Annotated in this window: 18 protein-coding genes; 2 read left to right on the forward strand and 16 right to left on the reverse strand. The window is 28.1% G+C overall.

The window, feature by feature from the left end:
* Nucleotides 1–182: 182 nt before the first annotated feature.
* On the reverse strand, nucleotides 183–1,412 hold the full coding sequence (locus J7M87_RS05495) for an MFS transporter (protein WP_291649432.1): 1,230 nt from the start codon (nucleotides 1,410–1,412) through the stop codon (nucleotides 183–185).
* A gap of 531 nt (nucleotides 1,413–1,943) precedes the next feature.
* Here J7M87_RS05495 and J7M87_RS05500 point away from each other — a divergent pair.
* A complete protein-coding gene (locus tag J7M87_RS05500) occupies nucleotides 1,944–2,153 on the forward strand; it encodes a cold shock domain-containing protein (protein ID WP_291649434.1) in 210 nt (69 codons plus the stop codon).
* A 150-nt stretch (nucleotides 2,154–2,303) separates the two neighbouring features.
* Here the strand turns inward: J7M87_RS05500 and J7M87_RS05505 are convergent, their stop codons facing one another.
* The 12 genes from J7M87_RS05505 to J7M87_RS05560 form a co-directional block, all read right to left on the reverse strand.
* A complete protein-coding gene (locus tag J7M87_RS05505; protein ID WP_291649436.1) occupies nucleotides 2,304–2,615 on the reverse strand; it encodes a PTS lactose/cellobiose transporter subunit IIA in 312 nt (103 codons plus the stop codon).
* 33 nt (nucleotides 2,616–2,648) lie between these two features.
* Nucleotides 2,649–2,951 (reverse strand): PTS sugar transporter subunit IIB, encoded by a 303-nt coding sequence (locus J7M87_RS05510; protein WP_291649438.1) that lies wholly within the window; start codon nucleotides 2,949–2,951, stop codon nucleotides 2,649–2,651.
* 2 nt (nucleotides 2,952–2,953) lie between these two features.
* Nucleotides 2,954–3,856, reverse strand: a complete 903-nt coding sequence (locus J7M87_RS05515; RefSeq protein WP_291649439.1) for an ROK family protein — start codon at nucleotides 3,854–3,856, stop codon at nucleotides 2,954–2,956.
* A gap of 10 nt (nucleotides 3,857–3,866) precedes the next feature.
* Nucleotides 3,867–4,958 carry a MupG family TIM beta-alpha barrel fold protein gene (locus tag J7M87_RS05520; protein WP_291649442.1) on the reverse strand — a complete coding sequence of 364 codons (1,092 nt, stop codon included), beginning with the start codon at nucleotides 4,956–4,958 and terminating at the stop codon, nucleotides 3,867–3,869.
* A 25-nt stretch (nucleotides 4,959–4,983) separates the two neighbouring features.
* Nucleotides 4,984–6,219, reverse strand: a complete 1,236-nt coding sequence (locus J7M87_RS05525) for an SGNH/GDSL hydrolase family protein (protein WP_291649444.1) — start codon at nucleotides 6,217–6,219, stop codon at nucleotides 4,984–4,986.
* A gap of 66 nt (nucleotides 6,220–6,285) precedes the next feature.
* The gene (locus J7M87_RS05530; protein WP_291649446.1) at nucleotides 6,286–7,095 is read right to left on the reverse strand and encodes an alpha/beta hydrolase family protein; all 810 of its coding nucleotides are present in this window, start codon (nucleotides 7,093–7,095) and stop codon (nucleotides 6,286–6,288) included.
* A gap of 9 nt (nucleotides 7,096–7,104) precedes the next feature.
* Complete coding sequence (locus J7M87_RS05535) at nucleotides 7,105–8,472, reverse strand: glycoside hydrolase family 1 protein (protein WP_291649448.1); 1,368 nt, start codon at nucleotides 8,470–8,472, stop codon at nucleotides 7,105–7,107.
* Entirely contained in the window at nucleotides 8,473–9,354 is an 882-nt protein-coding gene (locus J7M87_RS05540) for an ROK family protein (RefSeq protein WP_291649450.1), read from the reverse strand.
* Between the two features lie 18 nt (nucleotides 9,355–9,372).
* A complete protein-coding gene (locus J7M87_RS05545) occupies nucleotides 9,373–10,389 on the reverse strand; it encodes an alpha/beta hydrolase (RefSeq protein ID WP_291649451.1) in 1,017 nt (338 codons plus the stop codon).
* Nucleotides 10,373–11,359 carry an alpha/beta hydrolase gene (locus J7M87_RS05550; RefSeq protein WP_291649453.1) on the reverse strand — a complete coding sequence of 329 codons (987 nt, stop codon included), beginning with the start codon at nucleotides 11,357–11,359 and terminating at the stop codon, nucleotides 10,373–10,375. The genes J7M87_RS05545 and J7M87_RS05550 overlap by 17 nt, the downstream gene beginning before the upstream one ends.
* 71 nt (nucleotides 11,360–11,430) lie before the next feature.
* Nucleotides 11,431–12,726, reverse strand: coding sequence for a PTS transporter subunit EIIC (locus tag J7M87_RS05555; protein WP_291649455.1), 1,296 nt, complete (start codon nucleotides 12,724–12,726; stop codon nucleotides 11,431–11,433).
* A gap of 1 nt (nucleotide 12,727) precedes the next feature.
* Nucleotides 12,728–14,977 carry a glycoside hydrolase family 3 N-terminal domain-containing protein gene (locus J7M87_RS05560; RefSeq protein WP_291649457.1) on the reverse strand — a complete coding sequence of 750 codons (2,250 nt, stop codon included), beginning with the start codon at nucleotides 14,975–14,977 and terminating at the stop codon, nucleotides 12,728–12,730.
* Nucleotides 14,978–15,091: 114 nt separating this feature from the next.
* On the opposite strand from J7M87_RS05560, the gene J7M87_RS05565 reads away from it, so the two are divergent.
* Complete coding sequence (locus J7M87_RS05565; protein ID WP_291649459.1) at nucleotides 15,092–16,276, forward strand: AraC family transcriptional regulator; 1,185 nt, start codon at nucleotides 15,092–15,094, stop codon at nucleotides 16,274–16,276.
* Nucleotides 16,277–16,575: 299 nt separating this feature from the next.
* Here the strand turns inward: J7M87_RS05565 and J7M87_RS05570 are convergent, their stop codons facing one another.
* The 3 genes from J7M87_RS05570 to J7M87_RS05580 all read right to left on the reverse strand — a co-directional run bounded on the left by J7M87_RS05570 (nucleotide 16,576) and on the right by J7M87_RS05580 (nucleotide 19,026).
* Nucleotides 16,576–16,737 (reverse strand): hypothetical protein, encoded by a 162-nt coding sequence (locus tag J7M87_RS05570; protein WP_291649461.1) that lies wholly within the window; start codon nucleotides 16,735–16,737, stop codon nucleotides 16,576–16,578.
* 159 nt (nucleotides 16,738–16,896) lie between these two features.
* Nucleotides 16,897–17,097 (reverse strand): helix-turn-helix transcriptional regulator, encoded by a 201-nt coding sequence (locus J7M87_RS05575; RefSeq protein WP_291649463.1) that lies wholly within the window; start codon nucleotides 17,095–17,097, stop codon nucleotides 16,897–16,899.
* A 174-nt stretch (nucleotides 17,098–17,271) separates the two neighbouring features.
* A complete protein-coding gene (locus J7M87_RS05580) occupies nucleotides 17,272–19,026 on the reverse strand; it encodes a recombinase family protein (RefSeq protein ID WP_291649465.1) in 1,755 nt (584 codons plus the stop codon).
* Nucleotides 19,027–19,091: the final 65 nt, after the last annotated feature.

Genomic DNA, 19,091 nt, shown 5'->3' on the forward strand with positions numbered 1-19,091 from the left:
TTTAATAAGACATAAAAAACCTTCTAAACTTTAACGAGTGCTCCTGCTAAGATCTACTATTGTTTTGAAAAAAATAATACTCTATAGTAAAGACTTTTCTCCCATCTATTCTATAGAGTATATTTTACTTTTAAACAACTTAACTTTCTTATAAATATATTATTGTTACCTAATTAAATTGTTTAATTTAATCTTTCTCCAGCTTCTATTAACACATTATCCTTAAACATAAAAATACTTTGAACAAACAAGAATATTCCTGTTATTATAAGTAACCATTCTATTTTTATAACATCTGCTAAAGGTCCAAATATCATCATACCAGCTGGCATCATAATACTTGAAATCATTCCAAGTACGCCAAAAACTCTTCCTTGAAAATCTGGTTCTACCTTCTCTTGTAATAAAACTGTTGATGGTGTATTAAAAATAGGCATAGCTACTCCCACAATAGCCATAACCGTTAGATATATCCAAAATATTGGAATAACACCTAAAAGAAATGTACCTATTCCTATAATACTAGTAGATAAAATCATCGTATATACTCTATTTTTAAATCCTCCCCAAGATGCCATAATTATACCACCAGCCATCATTCCTATAGAGAATGTAATTTCTATGGCTGTCAATCTCCAAATATCATCTCCGAAACTACGAGTTACTTGTAGTGGAGTTAAAAAAGAAATAGGTGCAGCTAAAAGAAAGAAAATAGTACAAAATAAAAAGAATTTTTTTACATAACTATGATTTTTAATATAAATAACTCCTTCTTTCATATCATTAAAATAACTAGCTTGCTGCGCTTCTAATGCTTTAGAATGAGCTTTCACTTTAAGAAATAGTAATAATGTAAAAACAGCTATAGCAGCAGTTATAACATCTATAAAGAATATTGCTTCAATTGTAGCCATACTTAATAATGCTCCACTCAGCATAGGACATACTAACATTGTTAATGATTGTATACTACTATTTATCCCATTTATTTTACTAAGCTTATCTTCTGGAACAATTTGAGGTATAAAAGCACTAACGGCCGGTGTTTGAACTCCTGTTCCTAAGGATCTTATTCCCAAAACTAAAAATAGCATCCAAGAAGAATCATATCCTAAAAGAAAAACTATAGCTAAAATTAATGTAGATATTGCTATCGCTGAATCTGATAAAATTATTAGCATTTTACGATTATATCTATCGGCCCATACTCCTGCAAATGGAGAAATGAAGAATGAAGGTAAAAATCCACATATAATGGCTATTGTCATCATAGCTCCCGATTGTGTTGTTAAAGTAATATACCAAGTAATAGCGTATTGAACAAGCATTGAACCAAATAAAGATATGGTTTGACTTGCTAAAAAAAGTATAGAATTTTTCTTCCAATCCTTCTGTATACTTGTAGTCGTCATATTTATCACCCTTTCATGTTTAAATTAAAATAAAAAGACCTTCCAAATTATAAATTTGGAAGGACATAACATTACCATATAAAAATTCAATACAGGTATTACTATAAAAGATTGTAAGTATAATCTGTACTTTGTATAAGGTAATATAATGCTTTCTAATCCTATCCAAATTAATTTAACAGTTTAACACAACACTAAAACTCACATCTTTTATTTAGAAGATGCTCTTCATTTTATTTGTATTGATTTTAACTTATTGGATAAGACTAAATTAACATTTTATATAATCACCTCATATTTAAAATTGAATTTAATTATATATTCAAAATAAAGTTATGTCAATCAAATATTCATATAAAATTAACTATTTATTTAATAATAAAAATTTTTTATCGTAATATTGCTAAGATATAACAATAATATTTATCAATATTGATCTATCTAATATTTAAATTCCTTATTTATCAAGGTGTTAAAATATAAAATTTGATAAATACTATTTAATGAAAGTTCAAATAAGGAGGCAAAATCATGGCAGAAATAACAGGTGTAGTTAAATGGTTTGATTGCGAAAGAGGTTATGGATTCATATCCTGTAATCAGGGTAACGATGTATTTGTTCATCATTCTCAAATCAAAGAAAAGGGTTCTGAAAAATCTTTGCATGAAGGCGAAGATGTAACATTTGATATTAAAGAAAATGAAAAAGGACCTATGGCTGTAAATGTACAAAAATTATAATTTAATATAAAAACTAAAAATATAAGGGGCTGTCGCCAGCCCCTTAATGTAAAATTTATGTGTAAATCAAAAAATTATGATAGTATTCCTTACTGAAATAATGAGAAATCATCTAAATTTTTATAAAAACCAAATCTAGTATAAACTTCTTTATTTCTTTAAATCTATATACATTTCTATCATTTCTTCTACTAAAACTATTATAGTCTCTGCACTTAGCATTTGATCTTCAGCATGCATAAGTATTAATGAAAATTCCACCTTTTCTCCATTTGCTTCACTTTCAATTAATGATGAATGAGCCTTATGCGCTTGAATCATATAAGTGTTAGATTCTTTTAACTTACCTTTTGCATCTTCATATTTTCCGTCTCTAACTTCTCTTACCGCTTCTATAGCAAGTGATTTTGCCATACCAACATTACTTATTATTTCAAAGGATATTAATTCTAAACCTTCCATATATAACACCACCCATCTTATGTTTATAAAGTTTTACTTTATTGAATCTAATGCTCTATTTAATACTTCTTTCCCATTCATAGTCCCATATAAAACCATATCTATAACTAATACAGGAGTATTACCTTCTACCATATTTTCTACTGACTTTTGTTGAAATCTAATTTGTGGTCCTAATAATATGACATCTACTGTATTAACCACCTCTTGAGCCTCTGAAATAGGTATAGCCTTTATATCCACCTCAATATTTCTCTCTTTAGCAGATTCCTTCATCTTATTTACAAGAAGGCTTGTACTCATCCCTGCTGAACATATTAATAAAATCTTTTTCATTATTACTCATTCCTTTCATTTATAAACATCGAAACTGCCCCAATTAATCCTGCATTGTTCTTATGATGACAGATTTCAATTCTTGGCATACTTACCATTGATAATACCTTATAATCAACACATATTTTTTTATATTCATTTATTATATTATCCATCACTTCTCTATTGTTGCTTATACCTCCACCAACTAATATTACATCAGGAGCTACTGTCAAAGCTACTGTTATTAATAATCTTGATATACTTGAATAAAATTCTTGGATGCATTCTTTTGCAATTAAATCTCCATTTTTTGATCTTTTAAATATTTCTTCTGCATCTAAAATTCTTTCTTTTACTTTTAAGCTATAATTTCTACAAAGTCCTGCAACTACGCCAGCATGCATTGAATATGATTGTTCCTTGTAACTTGGACTTTCTCTTTCCATTAAAGCAACTCCAAATTCACCAGCTAATCCCTCTAACCCTTTGTATAATTTACCATCTATATATATTGCTCCTCCAACTGCTGTCCCTAAAGTCAAGCAAACAAAATTCTTAATATTTCTCCCTTTTCCATTCCAAGCTTCTGCCGCTGCTGCAGCATTACTATCTGAAATTATCTTTACAGGTATATCTATCTCATTTTGTAACAGTTCTTTAACATTAACACCTATAAAATCCTTAATTGCTCCAGCTGTTCTCATTAAACCATCTTCTGAAACTATTCCAGGAAGACTTAATCCAAGCCCTAATAAATTATGCTTTTCTTTTTGGGATAAATAAAATTCTTTTATCTTAGATATTATTTCAATACCTACTTGTCCTGTTTCAACCTTTTCTTCATGTATTACCACTCCATCTTTTGAAACTACTCCAAATTTGATGAAGGTTCCTCCTATATCTACTCCAATATAAAATTCCATATATTCCTCCTTATTCATATATCATAAAATCTTGATATATTTTTAATTTATCTACCAATGTTATATTTTCAGAATTTACTCTGCCAACTACATTTATCCTTTCATCTCCAGATCTAGGCTTTAAAGCAATTTGAACTTCTCCTTTGTACTGACCATACTCATCATTTAATATAAGGATATCACCAAAATTAATATCTCTAACTACTTTCTTTTTAGGTATTGATTCTTTAGTATATTTTAATCTACCTTTAGTTGAGCGAATAACATATTCAGAAAAATCTCCTCTATAGGTTTGAATGTTTTCAAAAAGTATTTTCTTTTCTAAATCTGTTATATCCTCAAAAGTTTCTACCTTTATAGCATCAATTTTTGAAAAGAAACACTTTGCAACTAATTCTAATTCTGCCTCTGAAGCATAAAGATTTGCAATTATAATATCATCTATTAATCCCGTCATCGCTAAATCTCTAACTTGAACATCTATAGGTAAATCCCTATGATGCTCAAGGGTACATAACCCTTCTTGAACAGGCCATGGACTAATTTCTCCAACCTGCGATGTAACAAAAGCTGCTGTTCTTATATTATTTTCTTTAAATCTTCTTGAACATTTTTCAAAATGCTCATTAGATAATCCTGTATATCTTTGAGGATAAAAATTATGACTTGCAATTAGATTTTCTTTATTAGGATTATAATCTAATATTTGGTTTAAATAATGATTATAATTACTCATATTTATTTCTATTTTTAAATCATAAGGATTTCTAGTCATAATTGCTTCTTCTCTTCCTGTAAAACCCTTATCTAGCCTAATCCCACTCACACCTAAGTCATAAAAATACTTTAAATCAGTACAATCTATCTTTAAGTATTTAAATACAAATGGATGTACATCCACTATAATTTCAAATCCTAAATTTCTTGCAATACCTATACTTTCTTTAAATCTTCTCATAGATTCTTGAATATTATCTAAATTAAGTTGTAAAAAGCTTGTAAATACCCTGGAAAACCCTAACTTTTTAGCTAATTTTAAATATTCCTCATCTTCTTTAATCGTAGTATGTTCTGGATAAATCGAAATACCAACTTTCCCCATTAAATTTTCCTCCTCTGATAATTTTTTATTTAAATGCATTTAAATCAATACATTCAAACATCTTCATCCCACCTAAACTATTGGGATGTAAGTGATCTCCTGAATCATAAATCTCTTGTATTTTCGTAAACTCTTCCTTCGATTCAATCTGTTTGCTAAAATCAAAAAAACCATCTATATATTTATTATTTCTAATCCAATGATTTATTCTTTTTCTTAATTCTTCTCTTTCCTCTATTATTCCTTCTGCTCCATTAAATGGAGTTATTGTGCAAAAGAAAATCTTACTTTTATATATTCTAGCTACTTCAATTAAATTGAGATATCCATCTATAATATCTTCAAATGATGGCAATTCTTCTTGAAGGGCCAAATTTTTGCCTGGTTGATATAAATCATTTATTCCTAGTGATACGATAACATGTGATACATTGACATTCCTTTTAAATACATCTCTTTCAAATCTTTTTATGGCAGCCTCTCCAAAAAACTGTATATCTAATGGAAAACTATTTAAGCTTTTTAGATACTTTTCAACCGGTTCAGAATCTTCATTTATATCACTTGCATAATTTCTAATTTCTTTAAGTAATCTATTTCCGCCTAATCCTTGATTTATCAATGACGAATTTTCAAAGCTTTTTCTTAGAGGTTCAGTCCAAACTCCTTGTTCTGTTATAGAGTCACCAAAAGCTACCACTGTCTGTTTATAGTCTTTAGTATATATATCCATTCCTGATAAAAGCATAAGTATTGCTTTATACTTATCATCTGATGCTACTAAATTTTCTTTATCTATAAATTCATCTTCAGTCTTATCTATCTCCCAATGAGTAAAATCAGCATAGTTTCCAATATCAGATCTTATTAGATTGATACCATATGATGGATGTATAACAGACCCTGAAACTGGTCTATTTGCTTGATTTTCTTTTATATAAAACCTTACTTTTATTTGTGTGTTTCTTTCTAAATTCAAACTTATCCTATCACTTATATATTCAATAGAAGGACTTACTTTTAAACAGCTAGATTTATTGAATGTAACTTTATATACATTATCATTATAATAAATATGAACATCTTCAATATAAACGCTAGATAATCCATAATCATTTGAAAATCTTATTCTAATCATATTTCCTTCTATATTAATTGGTAAGCTAACTTCAATAGTCCTTCCCAAGTCATTCTTAGGAATTAACCTTAATCCTCTTTGAGGTTGGCTCCAATAGGTTATCCACCTGTCTTTACTTTCCATATTGATACCTCTTGTTTTTATATTTTAAGTATATTTCATATTACTTCTTATTTTTTATTATTTATATTATTTATTAGATCTTAATTTATCAAACCAATTTAAAACATTTTGAATTTCTAAGTCCCAAAAAGACCAATTATGATTCCCTTTTAAATAATGTGATTCTATACTTAATCCTAAATCTAGCATCTTTTTTTCCATTTCTAGATTACTTTGATATAAAAAATCTTCTGTTCCACAACATAAGTAAAACTTAGGTCTTTCTTCAACTTTAATTTCAGTATTATTTACTATAGAATCTGAAAGATAAAATAAATCATTTTTTGATCCTCTTATATTCTCTAAAGGACCAAATATACCTTCCCAAAAACTCTTATTCTCTTTAAATCTTAAAATGCTTGATTCACTTGCTAAATTTAAAGCTCCTGATATAGAAGCTGATGCTTTAAATCTTTTAGGATTTGCTAATGCTAATTTAAAAGCTCCATAGCCTCCCATAGATAGGCCTGCTACAAAGGTATCTTCTTTTTCATCTGATATATTTGCAAAAAACTCCTTACAAATCCTTGGTAATTCTTCTGATATGAACGTCCAATATTTTAATCCATAAGTAGTATCTGTATACCATCCTAAGCCAGTAGTTGGCATTATTACTGCAAATCCATACTCAGAAGCATATCTTTCTATAGATGTTCTACGCATCCAAATACTTTCATCATCGCTCATTCCATGTAATAAATATAGCACTGGATAACTTTTACTGCTTACCTCTTCCTTCATTCCTATATGATTGGCCTTTTGTTGCGGCAATATAACATTCATAGCAGTATTAATTCCCAATACATTTGAAAAAAAGTTAACTTTTAAAAATGCCATCATATCCTCCTATTTTATTAATTCATTATTTTTAATAACTTCTTTATACCAATAGAAACTATCTTTTTTATACCTCTTAAGATCTTTTAAATCATTATCAGTTCTATTTACATATATAAATCCATATCTTTTTTCTATCCCTTCATGAGTACTAATTAAATCAATAGCGCTCCATGGACAATATCCTATAAACTCTACTCCATCTTCAATAGCTAATTTTAGTTGTTCTATATGCTTTGATAAATAGTCAATTCTATAAGAATCATGAACTTCTCCATTTTCCTCAAGAATATCTCTTCCTCCTAAACCATTCTCAGTTATCAGCATAGGTAATCTATAACGTGAATATATTTCATTAGCAGTCACCCTCAATCCAATCGGATCTATTGCCCATCCAAACTCTGTTTTTTCTAAATTATCATTTTCCTGAGCTTGAAAAAATCCTGGAATACCAAAGCCGCTTTGCTGATCTATTTTTTTGCTTTCTTTCTTTTCGTAAGCTGATACTGTCATTGTGTTATAATAGTTAAATGCAATATAATCACAAGTACCTTCCTTTAATATCTTTTTATCTTCTTCTGTTATTTCTGGTTCAATCCCTAACTTTTTCAAAATATTCATTGCATTGTGATTGTAAAGACCAAATACAGCTACATCTAAGAACAACCAGTTTCTTAATGCACTCATATTCCTTGCTGCTAATATATCACAAGGTTTATTACTATATGGATATACAGCTGCAATATTAGGTGCTGGTCCTATTTTCCCAATATAGTTTCCATCATGATAAGCCTTCATTACTAAAGCTTGAGCTACTAGCATATGATGATTTTCTTGAAATCTTTCTTTCATTGTTTTATTTCCTGTACCTATTACGCTCCCAGCTAAAACCATTACATTTTGTTCATTTATAGTTTGCCAATACTTAACCTTGCTACCAAACTCCTCAAACAAAATCTTACAATATTCTAAAAAACAATCTATAGTTTCTCTATTTTCCCATCCACCCTTTTTATATAAATCATATGGTAGATCAAAATGATATACAGTTACTATAGGCTCAATATCATTTTCTATTAATAAATCAATTAAATTTCTATAGAAACTTAAACCTTTTTCATTTATATTTCCATTTGAAATTACTCTTGACCAAGAAATAGAAAATCTATATGCCTTTAATCCTAATTCTTTAAAAAGTCTAACATCCTCTTCGAATCTATTATAATGATCTACTGCCACCTTAAAATCACTAGTACCAGCCGGGATTTCCTTCATGTCTTGTACTGAAGGGGACTTTCCATGGGAGTTCCATCCGCCTTCTACTTGATAAGCACTTGTAGAAGCTCCCCATAAAAAATTTTCTGGAAATTTACTCATTTATTTCTCCTCCTTAAGATTCCACGTTGCTCCAATTAAGTTAGCATCTTCTCTATACTTTGCTTGTATTATTCTAGGTCTGCTAAGAGTCTCACTTATTATAGAGCTTGCATTATAAATATCATCATACGCTTTATTAATACTCTCTATTAATAAAGATTGAGCACTTATACCTCCTCCAATTACATAGCAATCTAGATCTAAAATTGCTTGTATATTATAAATTAATAAAGCTATATTCTTACTATAATTATTCAATCTAATTAAAGCATCAGGGCTTTTAGCTATAATAGAAAATACTTCTCTACCATCTGGCTCTACACCTAATATATTAGCTAGTTCATTAATCAATAGTACTGCCGAAGCTTTGTAGGCTACAAAGGATTGTTCTCCTTGAAGCTTATTATCTTGAACTATAAAGCTTATCTCACCAGATTGAAAGTGTTCTCCTCTTCTTAATACTCCATCTAAAATATATCCAGAACCTACACCAGTACCAAGTATAATAGCTCCACCATTATTTACTCCTTTAAGATTTCCATAAAGATGCTCTGCTAATGTAGCTGCTTTCCCATCATTTTCTATATAAATTGGAAGATCTATAATCCTTTTTATTTCATCTTTTAAATTTTTATTATGCAAATAAGCTAAAGCTCCACCATGTTGAATTAACCCTGTTTTACTATTAACCTTTCCAGGTACACTAATTCCAATCCCCTTAATATCACTACAATTTTCTAATATTATATTCTTTATTTCCTTAATAAAATTATCATAGTTATCTTTTGGAGTTAAAACCTTACCCTTGTTAATTATCTCTTTACTATCAACAATCCCATACTTAATAAAGGTTCCACCAATATCTATACCTAAGTAAGCCATACTTCCCCCTCCAATATCTTAATCTTTGTATTCATTTAAAAATTCTATTACCATATCAAAATTCTCTCTTGCTTCAATTAAATCCATATTAAATTGATATTCATGTCCTAATTTAACCTTATCTTTTTCATATACGTTAATTTTTACTGGGATATTCAAATTTTTCAACTCAGAATACAAATCCTTAGCTTGATTTTCAAAAGAATTTATATTTCCATCTGTTAAAAATGTAGGTGGAAACTCTTCTATATTTCCAGTTATAGAAGCTTCCTTAACTAAGGGATTATTTTCCCAATCTTTATCTTTAAAATAAGCCCAGGCTGCATGATAAAATAACTTATTAGAAAGCTTACTATCAGTTTTATTAAATTCCTTTAAATTTAATAATCCACTAAATGATATGAATCCTCTAATATTTTCAGATTTAATGCAAGGGTCTATATTAACTTTATTACTATATTCTTTATTCATTTGAATATTAGTAAATTGCCCTGCAATTTGAGCTCCTACACTATCTCCACCTATAAATATATTATTTAAATCAATATTATAATTAGGTGCAATACTCTCTATAAATTTAAAAGCCTCTGAAATTTGCTTAATTGGAGTTGGATACGTTGTTTTAGGTGCTAATTCGTAATTAATATTTACAATAGCATATCCATATGAAGCTATACTAATTAAATAATCTAAAGTATCTCTCTTATCCCCTCCAACATAAGCTCCTCCATGAATCCAGAATATAACAGGGATATCGTCTTTATTCTTTGGAATAATTAAGTCTAACTTATTATTTTCATATTCTGATTTATACTCAAGATCTCTATTAACTTCAACTTTAAATAATAATTCATCAAAATTCTCTATCCTCGGATAAGCAACTTCTTTCTTCGAACTATCAAAAAGTTTATTAGTTAAGTAGGTAATAGGTTTGTAAGTGATCTTACTACAAAATACGAGTACTATTATTAAAAAAGTTAAAGTTAGTAATATTATCTTAAATAAACTTATGATTTTTTTAATAACTTTTTTCATTATCTTTCATAACTTCCTTTAAAAATTCAATACTCTCTTCAAAAACTTCCATCGCTTCAATATTGTATTTTTTATAATTGAATTGAAATTCATGTGGTATTTCCTTATCTTTGTAAAATCTCCCCTTCGCAAATACTCCTTTGCTTTCTAATTCCCTAAGCATTGCTTTTCCTTGATCTTCAAAAGAAAACTTATTTCCATCCACAATATAAGTAGGTGGATAATCCTTATTAACCCAAGCTATTGGAGAGGATAAGATTGGTAATCTAGTTTTCCACCAAAATTTTTTTCCAAGATAAGCCCAACCTATTTGTTTCATAAAAAATTTTAATTTTTTATTCTTAATTATATTAGGATTATATCTGAAATCTAATGGTCCACAAAAAAGAAGCATTCCTTTAATTTCCTCATTAATAATTGACTTAAATTTAAGTTCTTTTGATAGTTGTTCATTTCTGCATGCAGCAACATAGCTAGCTATAATATTAGCACCTGCACTATCTCCCCCTAAAATAATTTTAGATGTATCAATTGAAAGTTCATTTTTCAATTCACTATTTAAATATTTAAAGAAATCATTTAACTGTTCTAATTGACTTGGAAAGTGTTTTTCTGGTGCCCATTCATAATTGACACTAAAAAATGCATATCCTTTATCCGCCATTAAAGTTCCGAAGTTTTTAATTCCTATTTTATCTCCGGCTATAAAGGACCCTCCATGAAACCATACTATTACAGGAACCTTATTATTTGTTTTAGGTATATATGCATCATAATTATTTTGCTTAAATATTGAATCATAACGTCTATCAAGTTTAATTATAATTCTATTTCTTACTTCTTCTATATTTTTCGGACTTTTATCTATACCGTCTCCTTTATCTCTTCTCAAATACCAAACAAAAATTTTATTGTTAAAAGTATATATTAAAGCTATTAAAATAATTAAAAATATAAAAATATACTTCATTGTTAATCTCCTTTTTAGAATAAGCAAATAATTAATTTATCTGCTTATTCTATAAGTTTATTTGTAATTTCTTAAGCTTCTCCCTTTAACTCTAATTCATACTCTCTTCTATCTGCTATTTTAACGAATGGATACCACATTAGACATCCAATTGCTAAGCAAATAACCATTAATATTGTATAATTTAGACCACCTGAAAGAGGCATTTTAATAAATACTGGTGTTGTCCAAGGTAATAATGACATAGTTGGATTCAAATTTATAGGTAATATCGTTGTTGTTAATCCCCAAGTTACAAATCCCGCTATTAATTGAGTAAATACTTGTGGTATAAAATAAATAGGGTTTAGAATAACTGGTATTCCAAATACAATTGGTTCTGAAATATTAAATATTGCTGGAACTATTGATAATTTTCCTAGTTGTTTATATTTAGCTGATTTACCCTTAATCATAAAGACTGTAACAAACCCCATAAATCCGGCTGCATACATCCCTCCATAAACTACTGATGGAATTAAATATGGCAATTCTGCGCCTTGTTGATATGCTGTAATATTTCCTACAACCATAGTTATACTTATTACGCCTAAAGGTCCTTGTAATACTGCATTATGAATACCAAAGAACCATAGTAATGCAAGCAATTCCATAATTATAATTATTGATAAAGGACTAGCAGCCAATGAATTAAGTGGCTTGTTTATTACATCTATAAAAAATGTAAATATGTCCCCTGAAGGTGTTAATCCAAATAAAACTCTAACAATAAATGCTAATGAAAAAATAATTGTTACAACAAAAACCGGAGCTAAAGATTGAGTAACCATTGGTGGTACACTATCTGGTAATTTAATAATCATATTTTTACTACTTAAATACGCATATAACCTAGTTACTAACAGAGCTACTATCATACCAATGAAAATACCTTGTCCACCAATATAATCTAACTTTAAAGCACTAATTACTTGTTCTGTTTGCTCACCGTTATTTATTACTGTAGTCATTATACTTTGAGGCATAATCATAATAAAGAAAGCTAAAGAAATAATTGCTGAGTTTCTTTCGTTAACATTTAATCTTTTTGCATAGGCCATAGCTAAACTATAAACTATATATAGTGATATTACTCCTGTAGCACCATTTGTGATTGCATTAAAATGATCAAAAAGACCATATTTTTTTAAGATATCTGCCCATGCTGGTATTGGAAAGTTTCCAATAATAGTAATGAAAGCAATACCTAATGTTATTGGGCTTGTACGGATAAACCCTTCCATCATTGCCCCAAGTATCTTATTATTTTGAATTTTTTCTGATAATGGCATTAATTTATCACTTAATAATTTCTCAAATTTATTCATTTTAAATCCTCTCTTTCATAAATTCAATAGTGACAGTGGCTGATATATCCTCACTAGATGTGCCAATATACCAATTAAATTTTCCTTCTTCTAAAATCTTATTACCCTTATTATCAATAAAACAAAAATCTTCTTTATTTAGTTTAAATGATACTTTTTTCTTTTCTCCACCAAAAATATAAATTCTTTTACTTTTCTTTAATTCTTTTATAGGCTGAACAATACTTGCCACCTTATCATTTTTATAAAGCTGTAAAACTATTTCTCCATCTATTTTAGTAGTATTTTCAACCCAATATTCTAAAACAACACTATCTAGTAAATTAACTTTTCTATCCTCTTCCCCTATAAGCTCTATATTAAAATCACTGTATGACAATCCATATCCAAATGGATATAAAGGTTTGTTGCTTTCATCTATATACTTAGATACAAATCTAGAAGAATGATTGCTTTCATTTATAGGGCGTCCTGTTGAGTATTGAGAGTAATAAATTGGTATTTGCCCCTCACTCCTTGGAAATGTCATTGCAAGCTTACCTGATGGGTTAGCTTTTCCAACTAGTATATTACTAATTCCAACTCCCCCCATAGTCCCTGGATACCAAACAAGCAATATGCTACTAAAATATTCTTCTACATCTGTCAAAACTAAAGGTCTTCCTGTATAAAGTATTCCTACAATAGGCTTTCCTAATTTGTGAAGCTCCTTAATTAATTCCTTTTGTTCTCTTGATATTCTTAAATTAGTTTTAGAAGCACCTTCTCCACTTTCAAAGAACTGCTCTCCAAAGGTTAAAACTATAATATCTGAGTCTTTTGAAGTTTCTACTGCATCTGCAATTAGTTTTTTAGAATCCTCAATTTCTCCATTTATCTTTTTAACCGCATCTTTTAGTGCACCAAACTCCTCATATTCATTGAATAAATTATAGCCCTTAGAATATTTTATATTATCCTTTTCAAAGTAATCATTTAGCCCATCTTTTAGAGGAATTGTGTCCATTGGACTTCCTGAAACAGACCCCCAAAATCCTATAGTAAATTTACTACTTCCATAAGGTCCAATTACAGATATCTTTTTATTATTGCTTAATGGAAGAACTTTATCTTTATTCTTTAATAAAACAACAGATTTTTCTATTAATTCTACTGCCTTCTCTTTTGCATAATCTGTTAAATATACACCTGTTTCTTCTATTTCTAATCCTCTATATGGGTTTTCAAAGAGTCCTAAATCATTTTTTAAACTTAATATTCTCCAAACTGCTTCATCTAATAAAGATATATCCATATCTCCACTTAAAATAAGATCTTCAATTTCATTTGCATAGGTAGATGTCATCATGTCAAAATCAACACCTGCTTCCATAGCAAGTCTTGCAGCTTCTCTCTTATCACCTGCATATCCATGATAAATTAGTTCTTCTATAGCTGAAAAATCTGAAACTAATACACCATTAAAATTATTTTCTTCTCTTAATATCTTTCTATTAAGCCACTTATTACCTGTACAAGGAACTCCATTTAATAAATTAAATGCTGTCATAACTAATTTAGCATTTGCTTTTAAGGCTGCCTCATAAGCTGGTAAGTAAATTTGCCTAAACTTTAATTCTGACATATCTACATCTGCGTATTCTCTACCTGCTTCTGGAGAACCATAAGCAGCAAAATGTTTAATACATGCAGCTACGCGCCCTTCTTGAATTTTGTCATCTTCTCCTACATCTCCTTGATATCCTTTTACAACGTGCTTACCAAACTTAGAGGTTAAATATACGTCTTCACCAGGTGATTCCATAACTCTCCCCCATCTTGGATCCCTTACTAAATCTAACATAGGAGAAAATAAAACATGCAATCCATTTTGATATGACTCCTTTGCAGATATAGCTGCACATTCTTCTATTAACTGAAAATCAAATGATCCAGCTTGAGCTAAAGGTATTGGAAAAATAGTTTTAAACCCATAAATTACATCTGACATAAACAGTAATAGTATCTTATGCTTGCTATTTTCTAAAAAGTTTTTTTGAATTCTATAAACCTCTTCATAATCGTTTACATTGTATGTAGAACCTATTTCATAAAAATCAAAAGAATCCTTAAAACCTAAGTCTTTAACTGGTCCAGTATTCATTGTTTTTTCTTTTTCTGTAAATATATTGCCATTTAATTGTACAGTTTGTGCTATCTTCTCCCTTATTGTAAGTGAATTTAATAATTCTCTTAATTCCTCTCTATTCATTATTCACCCTCCTTTAAAATTGCTTTAAGTTTCTATGTGAGTATTATATAATAAGATATAATGATTTTTATATCATATTTTTATCTTTTATATAAGGTTTTTTAGGAGGTATATATGGAGTTTAAAGACTTATGTTTTATCGGCAATCAATTATATAATAGAGCGAAAGTTCCCCTAATTATCACAGACATGAATAGGAATATATTATTTCCCAAATTCTTTCTAACAAATTTTAACTCTCCATTTTTTGATTACTTGTATGAAAAAGATAATTATAATCTTCATATTATAAATAATTCTATCTTATTGCTAGCCTCATTTCATTTAAACATTTCTAACAAAAGTTACGTTGTTTTTATAGGCCCCTCAATATTGCTAGATAGTTTTTCTAATATGGAAATAGCAATTGAAAATAATATCTTAGACTTTAATTCCTTGTCTGATAAAATTTCAAAAGAAACAATAGAAAGCTTCAAAGATTTTAGTAAATTAGTTTATTTCATCTTTCATAAGACTCCTTTAAAGGATGAAGAAATATTTATAAAGTACATTAAGCAAACCAATAGTAATATTACTTCTAAACACCTACTTGAAAACAACCTTTATAAAAGAAGAAGTGAAGAATCTACTAGAGATTCATATCAATTTGAATTGAAATATATTGAATATGTTAAATCTGGAAAAAAAGATAAAATCGATTGGCTTTTTAAAAAACTATCTGAAACTTATAAAGTAAATTTGTCTGACAATCCCCTTCAAAATTACAATCTGAAATTTTCAGCAATAGTTGCCCTTTTAACTAGAATTTCAATAAGTGAAGGAGTTTCCTTAGATACAGCATTTAGCCTTTCAGATTCATTAATTCAAGGATTAAAAAATATACCTGATGCACCCAAATGCATAGATTACACTAAATATGCCACATATGAATTTATGGATGTTATTAAAAATAATAGAAATGTTCGTACTTACTCTTTATCTATAAAACAAATTATTTCATATATTGATACACATATTTATGATAAAATCACTTTAAATGATTTATCTCAAACAACAGGTAAAAGCATCTCGTATATTTCATTTAAATTTAAAAAAGAAGTTAATAAAAGTATTTCAAATTATATTCTTAATAAAAAAATTGAAGAAGCACAGCAATTATTGTTATTTACAGATTATTCTTATAAAGAAATTAGTTATTTATTAAACTTTACTAGTCAAAGCCATTTTATAGATAGATTCAAAAGAATTATAGGACAAACCCCTAAAGAGTTTAAAGAATCTCATTTTCAATATTTATAAGGTTACAGCTATCTAAATAAGTTATTTTTTATTTAGATAGCTTATTTTGCTGAACTCTTCTTCTTATACCGATGTATTTTCTTTTCATTATATTCCCAACTACATCTATTTATCTGAACTAACATAATGTATATTATCTTACTATACTTGAATATTTAGCTCCAATACAATACCAAACTTATCCTTAATCTTTGTATATTTCGAATTCTAAAATGTCTGATATAAAGGTATAATGCTTTTAGATCCAGTACTTAATAAACTCTTTTCTAAACTTTTAATTTCGATAATAGTGTCTATTTTTAGCCAAATAGATATTTGACTTTCGTTTTCCCACCTTCTATTTTAGCTTTCTCCGATAATATCTCCAGCATAAGCAAACTATCGCCTAGCTTAAATGTAGAATTTGCAATATATTCTATAGCCTTTTCATCTCTTGTATAAACAACTTCTTCAAAAGCCATTATTTCATTACTACATATTCTTTAATTGAATCATAAATATTACTAATTTCGTTTTTATATTGCTTTACTGAACTTCCAGTATACTTTTTGAAAGTATTAGAAAAAGTACTTGCTCTAGAATATTCAGCCATATATTAAATATTTGTAATATTACTTACTTTATCCATAAGTTCTATTTCTTTTTCTTATTTTAATACTTATGATATATTCATTCAAAGAATAGCCAGTTATTTTCTTAAATTCACTACTGAAATAATATTTATCATATCCAAAATGAGTTGCTATATCTTCAACTTTTAAATCAGAAATAAATATATTAATTTTTATATAATCTAAAATCTCACTTATAATTAAATTCATATATTATTCATAATCCTTTTTTAATAGTTAATTAAAAAAATTATATACATCTTATATGTGTATAACAAACACATTATCTTCTTTTAGAAATATCATAAGAAATTCCCTTAAAAATGCTAAAAATCATTCTTAAGGGAATTTTATATTTATTTTCTATGTAATAATACTACACATTCAATGTGTGTTTGAACTACTATGTGAACATAAATTTTCAACCTCATTATTACCATGTAAACACAATTCTTTTCTTTTATGTCTACCCCTAGCATTTTTTCTCGGTATCTTAAATTCATCACTACTTAAAGTATTTTTAAATCCAGTTTTATATATAAAAGTAATTTTTGTTGGATCATTTTCTCCATCTTTATTCTTCTCACCTATAATTACTTTTTCAACAACACTTTCAAATACACCTCTATCAAATTTATCTAAAACTTCATTTTCTTCTAAAGTCTTTTTGAATTCTTTAAGTCGCTGTTTCATACTCTTTTCATTTTTAGCTACCACATTTAACTTATTTCTTTCATTTAAAAGTTTTTCTTGATTATCTATTAGTTCTTGGTATTTTATTTCATAAGTTTCTTTCTCTATAATATCATCTAATCTCATATCAACTAAATTATTTATTTTTTTCTCTATTACTGATAATTCTTTTTCTATTTTTTTTATTTTATTATTAACTTCACTACTTCCTACAGTATCATTAATTCTATTTAACAATTCTTCTAATACAGATTTCTTTTCGTCACATAATAAACGATAACTTTCAACAAAAGCATTTTCTATTACACGCTCTGAAATCCCCTTACTTTCTGGACAATATTTTTTACCCTTTTTAGTAGCAACTACACATTGCCAAATTACTTTAGAATACTCAGATCCACTATGCCAATTTCGTCTTGTTAAAGTTCCTCCACAAAATCCACATTCCATCATACAACTAAAAGCATATTTACGACTATATTTCTCTCTCTTTGTAACTCCCGCTTCATATTTACCTCTATTTTTACTTCTTCTATTTAATATCTCATGTGCTTTATCAAAAATTTCTCTACTAATTATAGGTTCATGATTATTCTTCACATAATACTTTTCTTCTTCACCTAAATTATCTAATCGTCTTTTAGATATCGGATCTATAGTAAAAGTTTTTCCCAATAATACATCTCCAATATATTTTTCATTTTTTATTATTCCTAAAACTGTAGAATTACTCCATGTTGTACTACCATACTTAGTTTTATAACCTAGATTCTCCAATTCTTGTCCAATAATTGAACCGCCTGCACCTTCAATATATCTATTAAATATGTATCTGACAATCTCTGCTTCTTTTTCATTTATTGTTAATGTTTTATCTTCTTTATGATAATCATATCCCAAACATCCTTGAAATCCTACTAATTCTCCTCGTCTCATTTTCATCTTTAAACCTTTTTTTACATTAGCTGATATGTTTTCTACTTCTTGTTGTGCAACAGAACTTAGAACAACTAAAAGTAATTCTCCATCCATTGTTAGAGTATTTATTTTTTCATCTTCAAAATATACCGCTATATTCTTCTCTTTTAACATACGAACATATTTTAATGTATCTAATGTATTTCTAGCAAAACGAGAAATTGACTTAGTAATTATCATATCAATTTCATTATTCATACAATCATTTATCATTCTTTGAAAATCTTCTCTTTTATTTACCTGTGTTCCTGTAATTGCTTCATCTGCATATATATCAACCATACACCATTCTATATTATTATTTATTAAATCAGTATAATACGATACCTGTGATTTATAACTATTAAGTTGATCTTCACTATCTGTACTAACACGACAATATGCTGCTACCCTTTTACGGTCAATATATTTACCTCTTCTTCGATTTTCTAAATAATCATTCTTCTTTATTATTTCCACTTCTTTCATATATTATATAGCCTCCCAACTTTGTATTCCCTTTGTTGTATATATAATACTTCAAAGCAATATAC

Source organism: Clostridium sp. (assembly GCF_017888565.1).
Lineage (GTDB): Bacteria > Bacillota > Clostridia > Clostridiales > Clostridiaceae > Clostridium.

Bases quoted from the DNA above. Each gene is read 5' to 3' on its own strand.
- J7M87_RS05495 (WP_291649432.1), bottom strand. From the start codon at position 1,412: ATGACGACTACAAGTATACAGAAGGATTGGAAGAAAAATTCTATACTT.
- J7M87_RS05500 (WP_291649434.1), top strand. From the start codon at position 1,944: ATGGCAGAAATAACAGGTGTAGTTAAATGGTTTGATTGCGAAAGAGGT.
- J7M87_RS05505 (WP_291649436.1), bottom strand. From the start codon at position 2,615: ATGGAAGGTTTAGAATTAATATCCTTTGAAATAATAAGTAATGTTGGT.
- J7M87_RS05510 (WP_291649438.1), bottom strand. From the start codon at position 2,951: ATGAAAAAGATTTTATTAATATGTTCAGCAGGGATGAGTACAAGCCTT.
- J7M87_RS05515 (WP_291649439.1), bottom strand. From the start codon at position 3,856: ATGGAATTTTATATTGGAGTAGATATAGGAGGAACCTTCATCAAATTT.
- J7M87_RS05520 (WP_291649442.1), bottom strand. From the start codon at position 4,958: ATGGGGAAAGTTGGTATTTCGATTTATCCAGAACATACTACGATTAAA.
- J7M87_RS05525 (WP_291649444.1), bottom strand. From the start codon at position 6,219: ATGGAAAGTAAAGACAGGTGGATAACCTATTGGAGCCAACCTCAAAGA.
- J7M87_RS05530 (WP_291649446.1), bottom strand. From the start codon at position 7,095: ATGGCATTTTTAAAAGTTAACTTTTTTTCAAATGTATTGGGAATTAAT.
- J7M87_RS05535 (WP_291649448.1), bottom strand. From the start codon at position 8,472: ATGAGTAAATTTCCAGAAAATTTTTTATGGGGAGCTTCTACAAGTGCT.
- J7M87_RS05540 (WP_291649450.1), bottom strand. From the start codon at position 9,354: ATGGCTTACTTAGGTATAGATATTGGTGGAACCTTTATTAAGTATGGG.
- J7M87_RS05545 (WP_291649451.1), bottom strand. From the start codon at position 10,389: ATGAAAAAAGTTATTAAAAAAATCATAAGTTTATTTAAGATAATATTA.
- J7M87_RS05550 (WP_291649453.1), bottom strand. From the start codon at position 11,359: ATGAAGTATATTTTTATATTTTTAATTATTTTAATAGCTTTAATATAT.
- J7M87_RS05555 (WP_291649455.1), bottom strand. From the start codon at position 12,726: ATGAATAAATTTGAGAAATTATTAAGTGATAAATTAATGCCATTATCA.
- J7M87_RS05560 (WP_291649457.1), bottom strand. From the start codon at position 14,977: ATGAATAGAGAGGAATTAAGAGAATTATTAAATTCACTTACAATAAGG.
- J7M87_RS05565 (WP_291649459.1), top strand. From the start codon at position 15,092: ATGGAGTTTAAAGACTTATGTTTTATCGGCAATCAATTATATAATAGA.
- J7M87_RS05570 (WP_291649461.1), bottom strand. From the start codon at position 16,737: ATGGCTTTTGAAGAAGTTGTTTATACAAGAGATGAAAAGGCTATAGAA.
- J7M87_RS05575 (WP_291649463.1), bottom strand. From the start codon at position 17,097: ATGAATTTAATTATAAGTGAGATTTTAGATTATATAAAAATTAATATA.
- J7M87_RS05580 (WP_291649465.1), bottom strand. From the start codon at position 19,026: ATGAAAGAAGTGGAAATAATAAAGAAGAATGATTATTTAGAAAATCGA.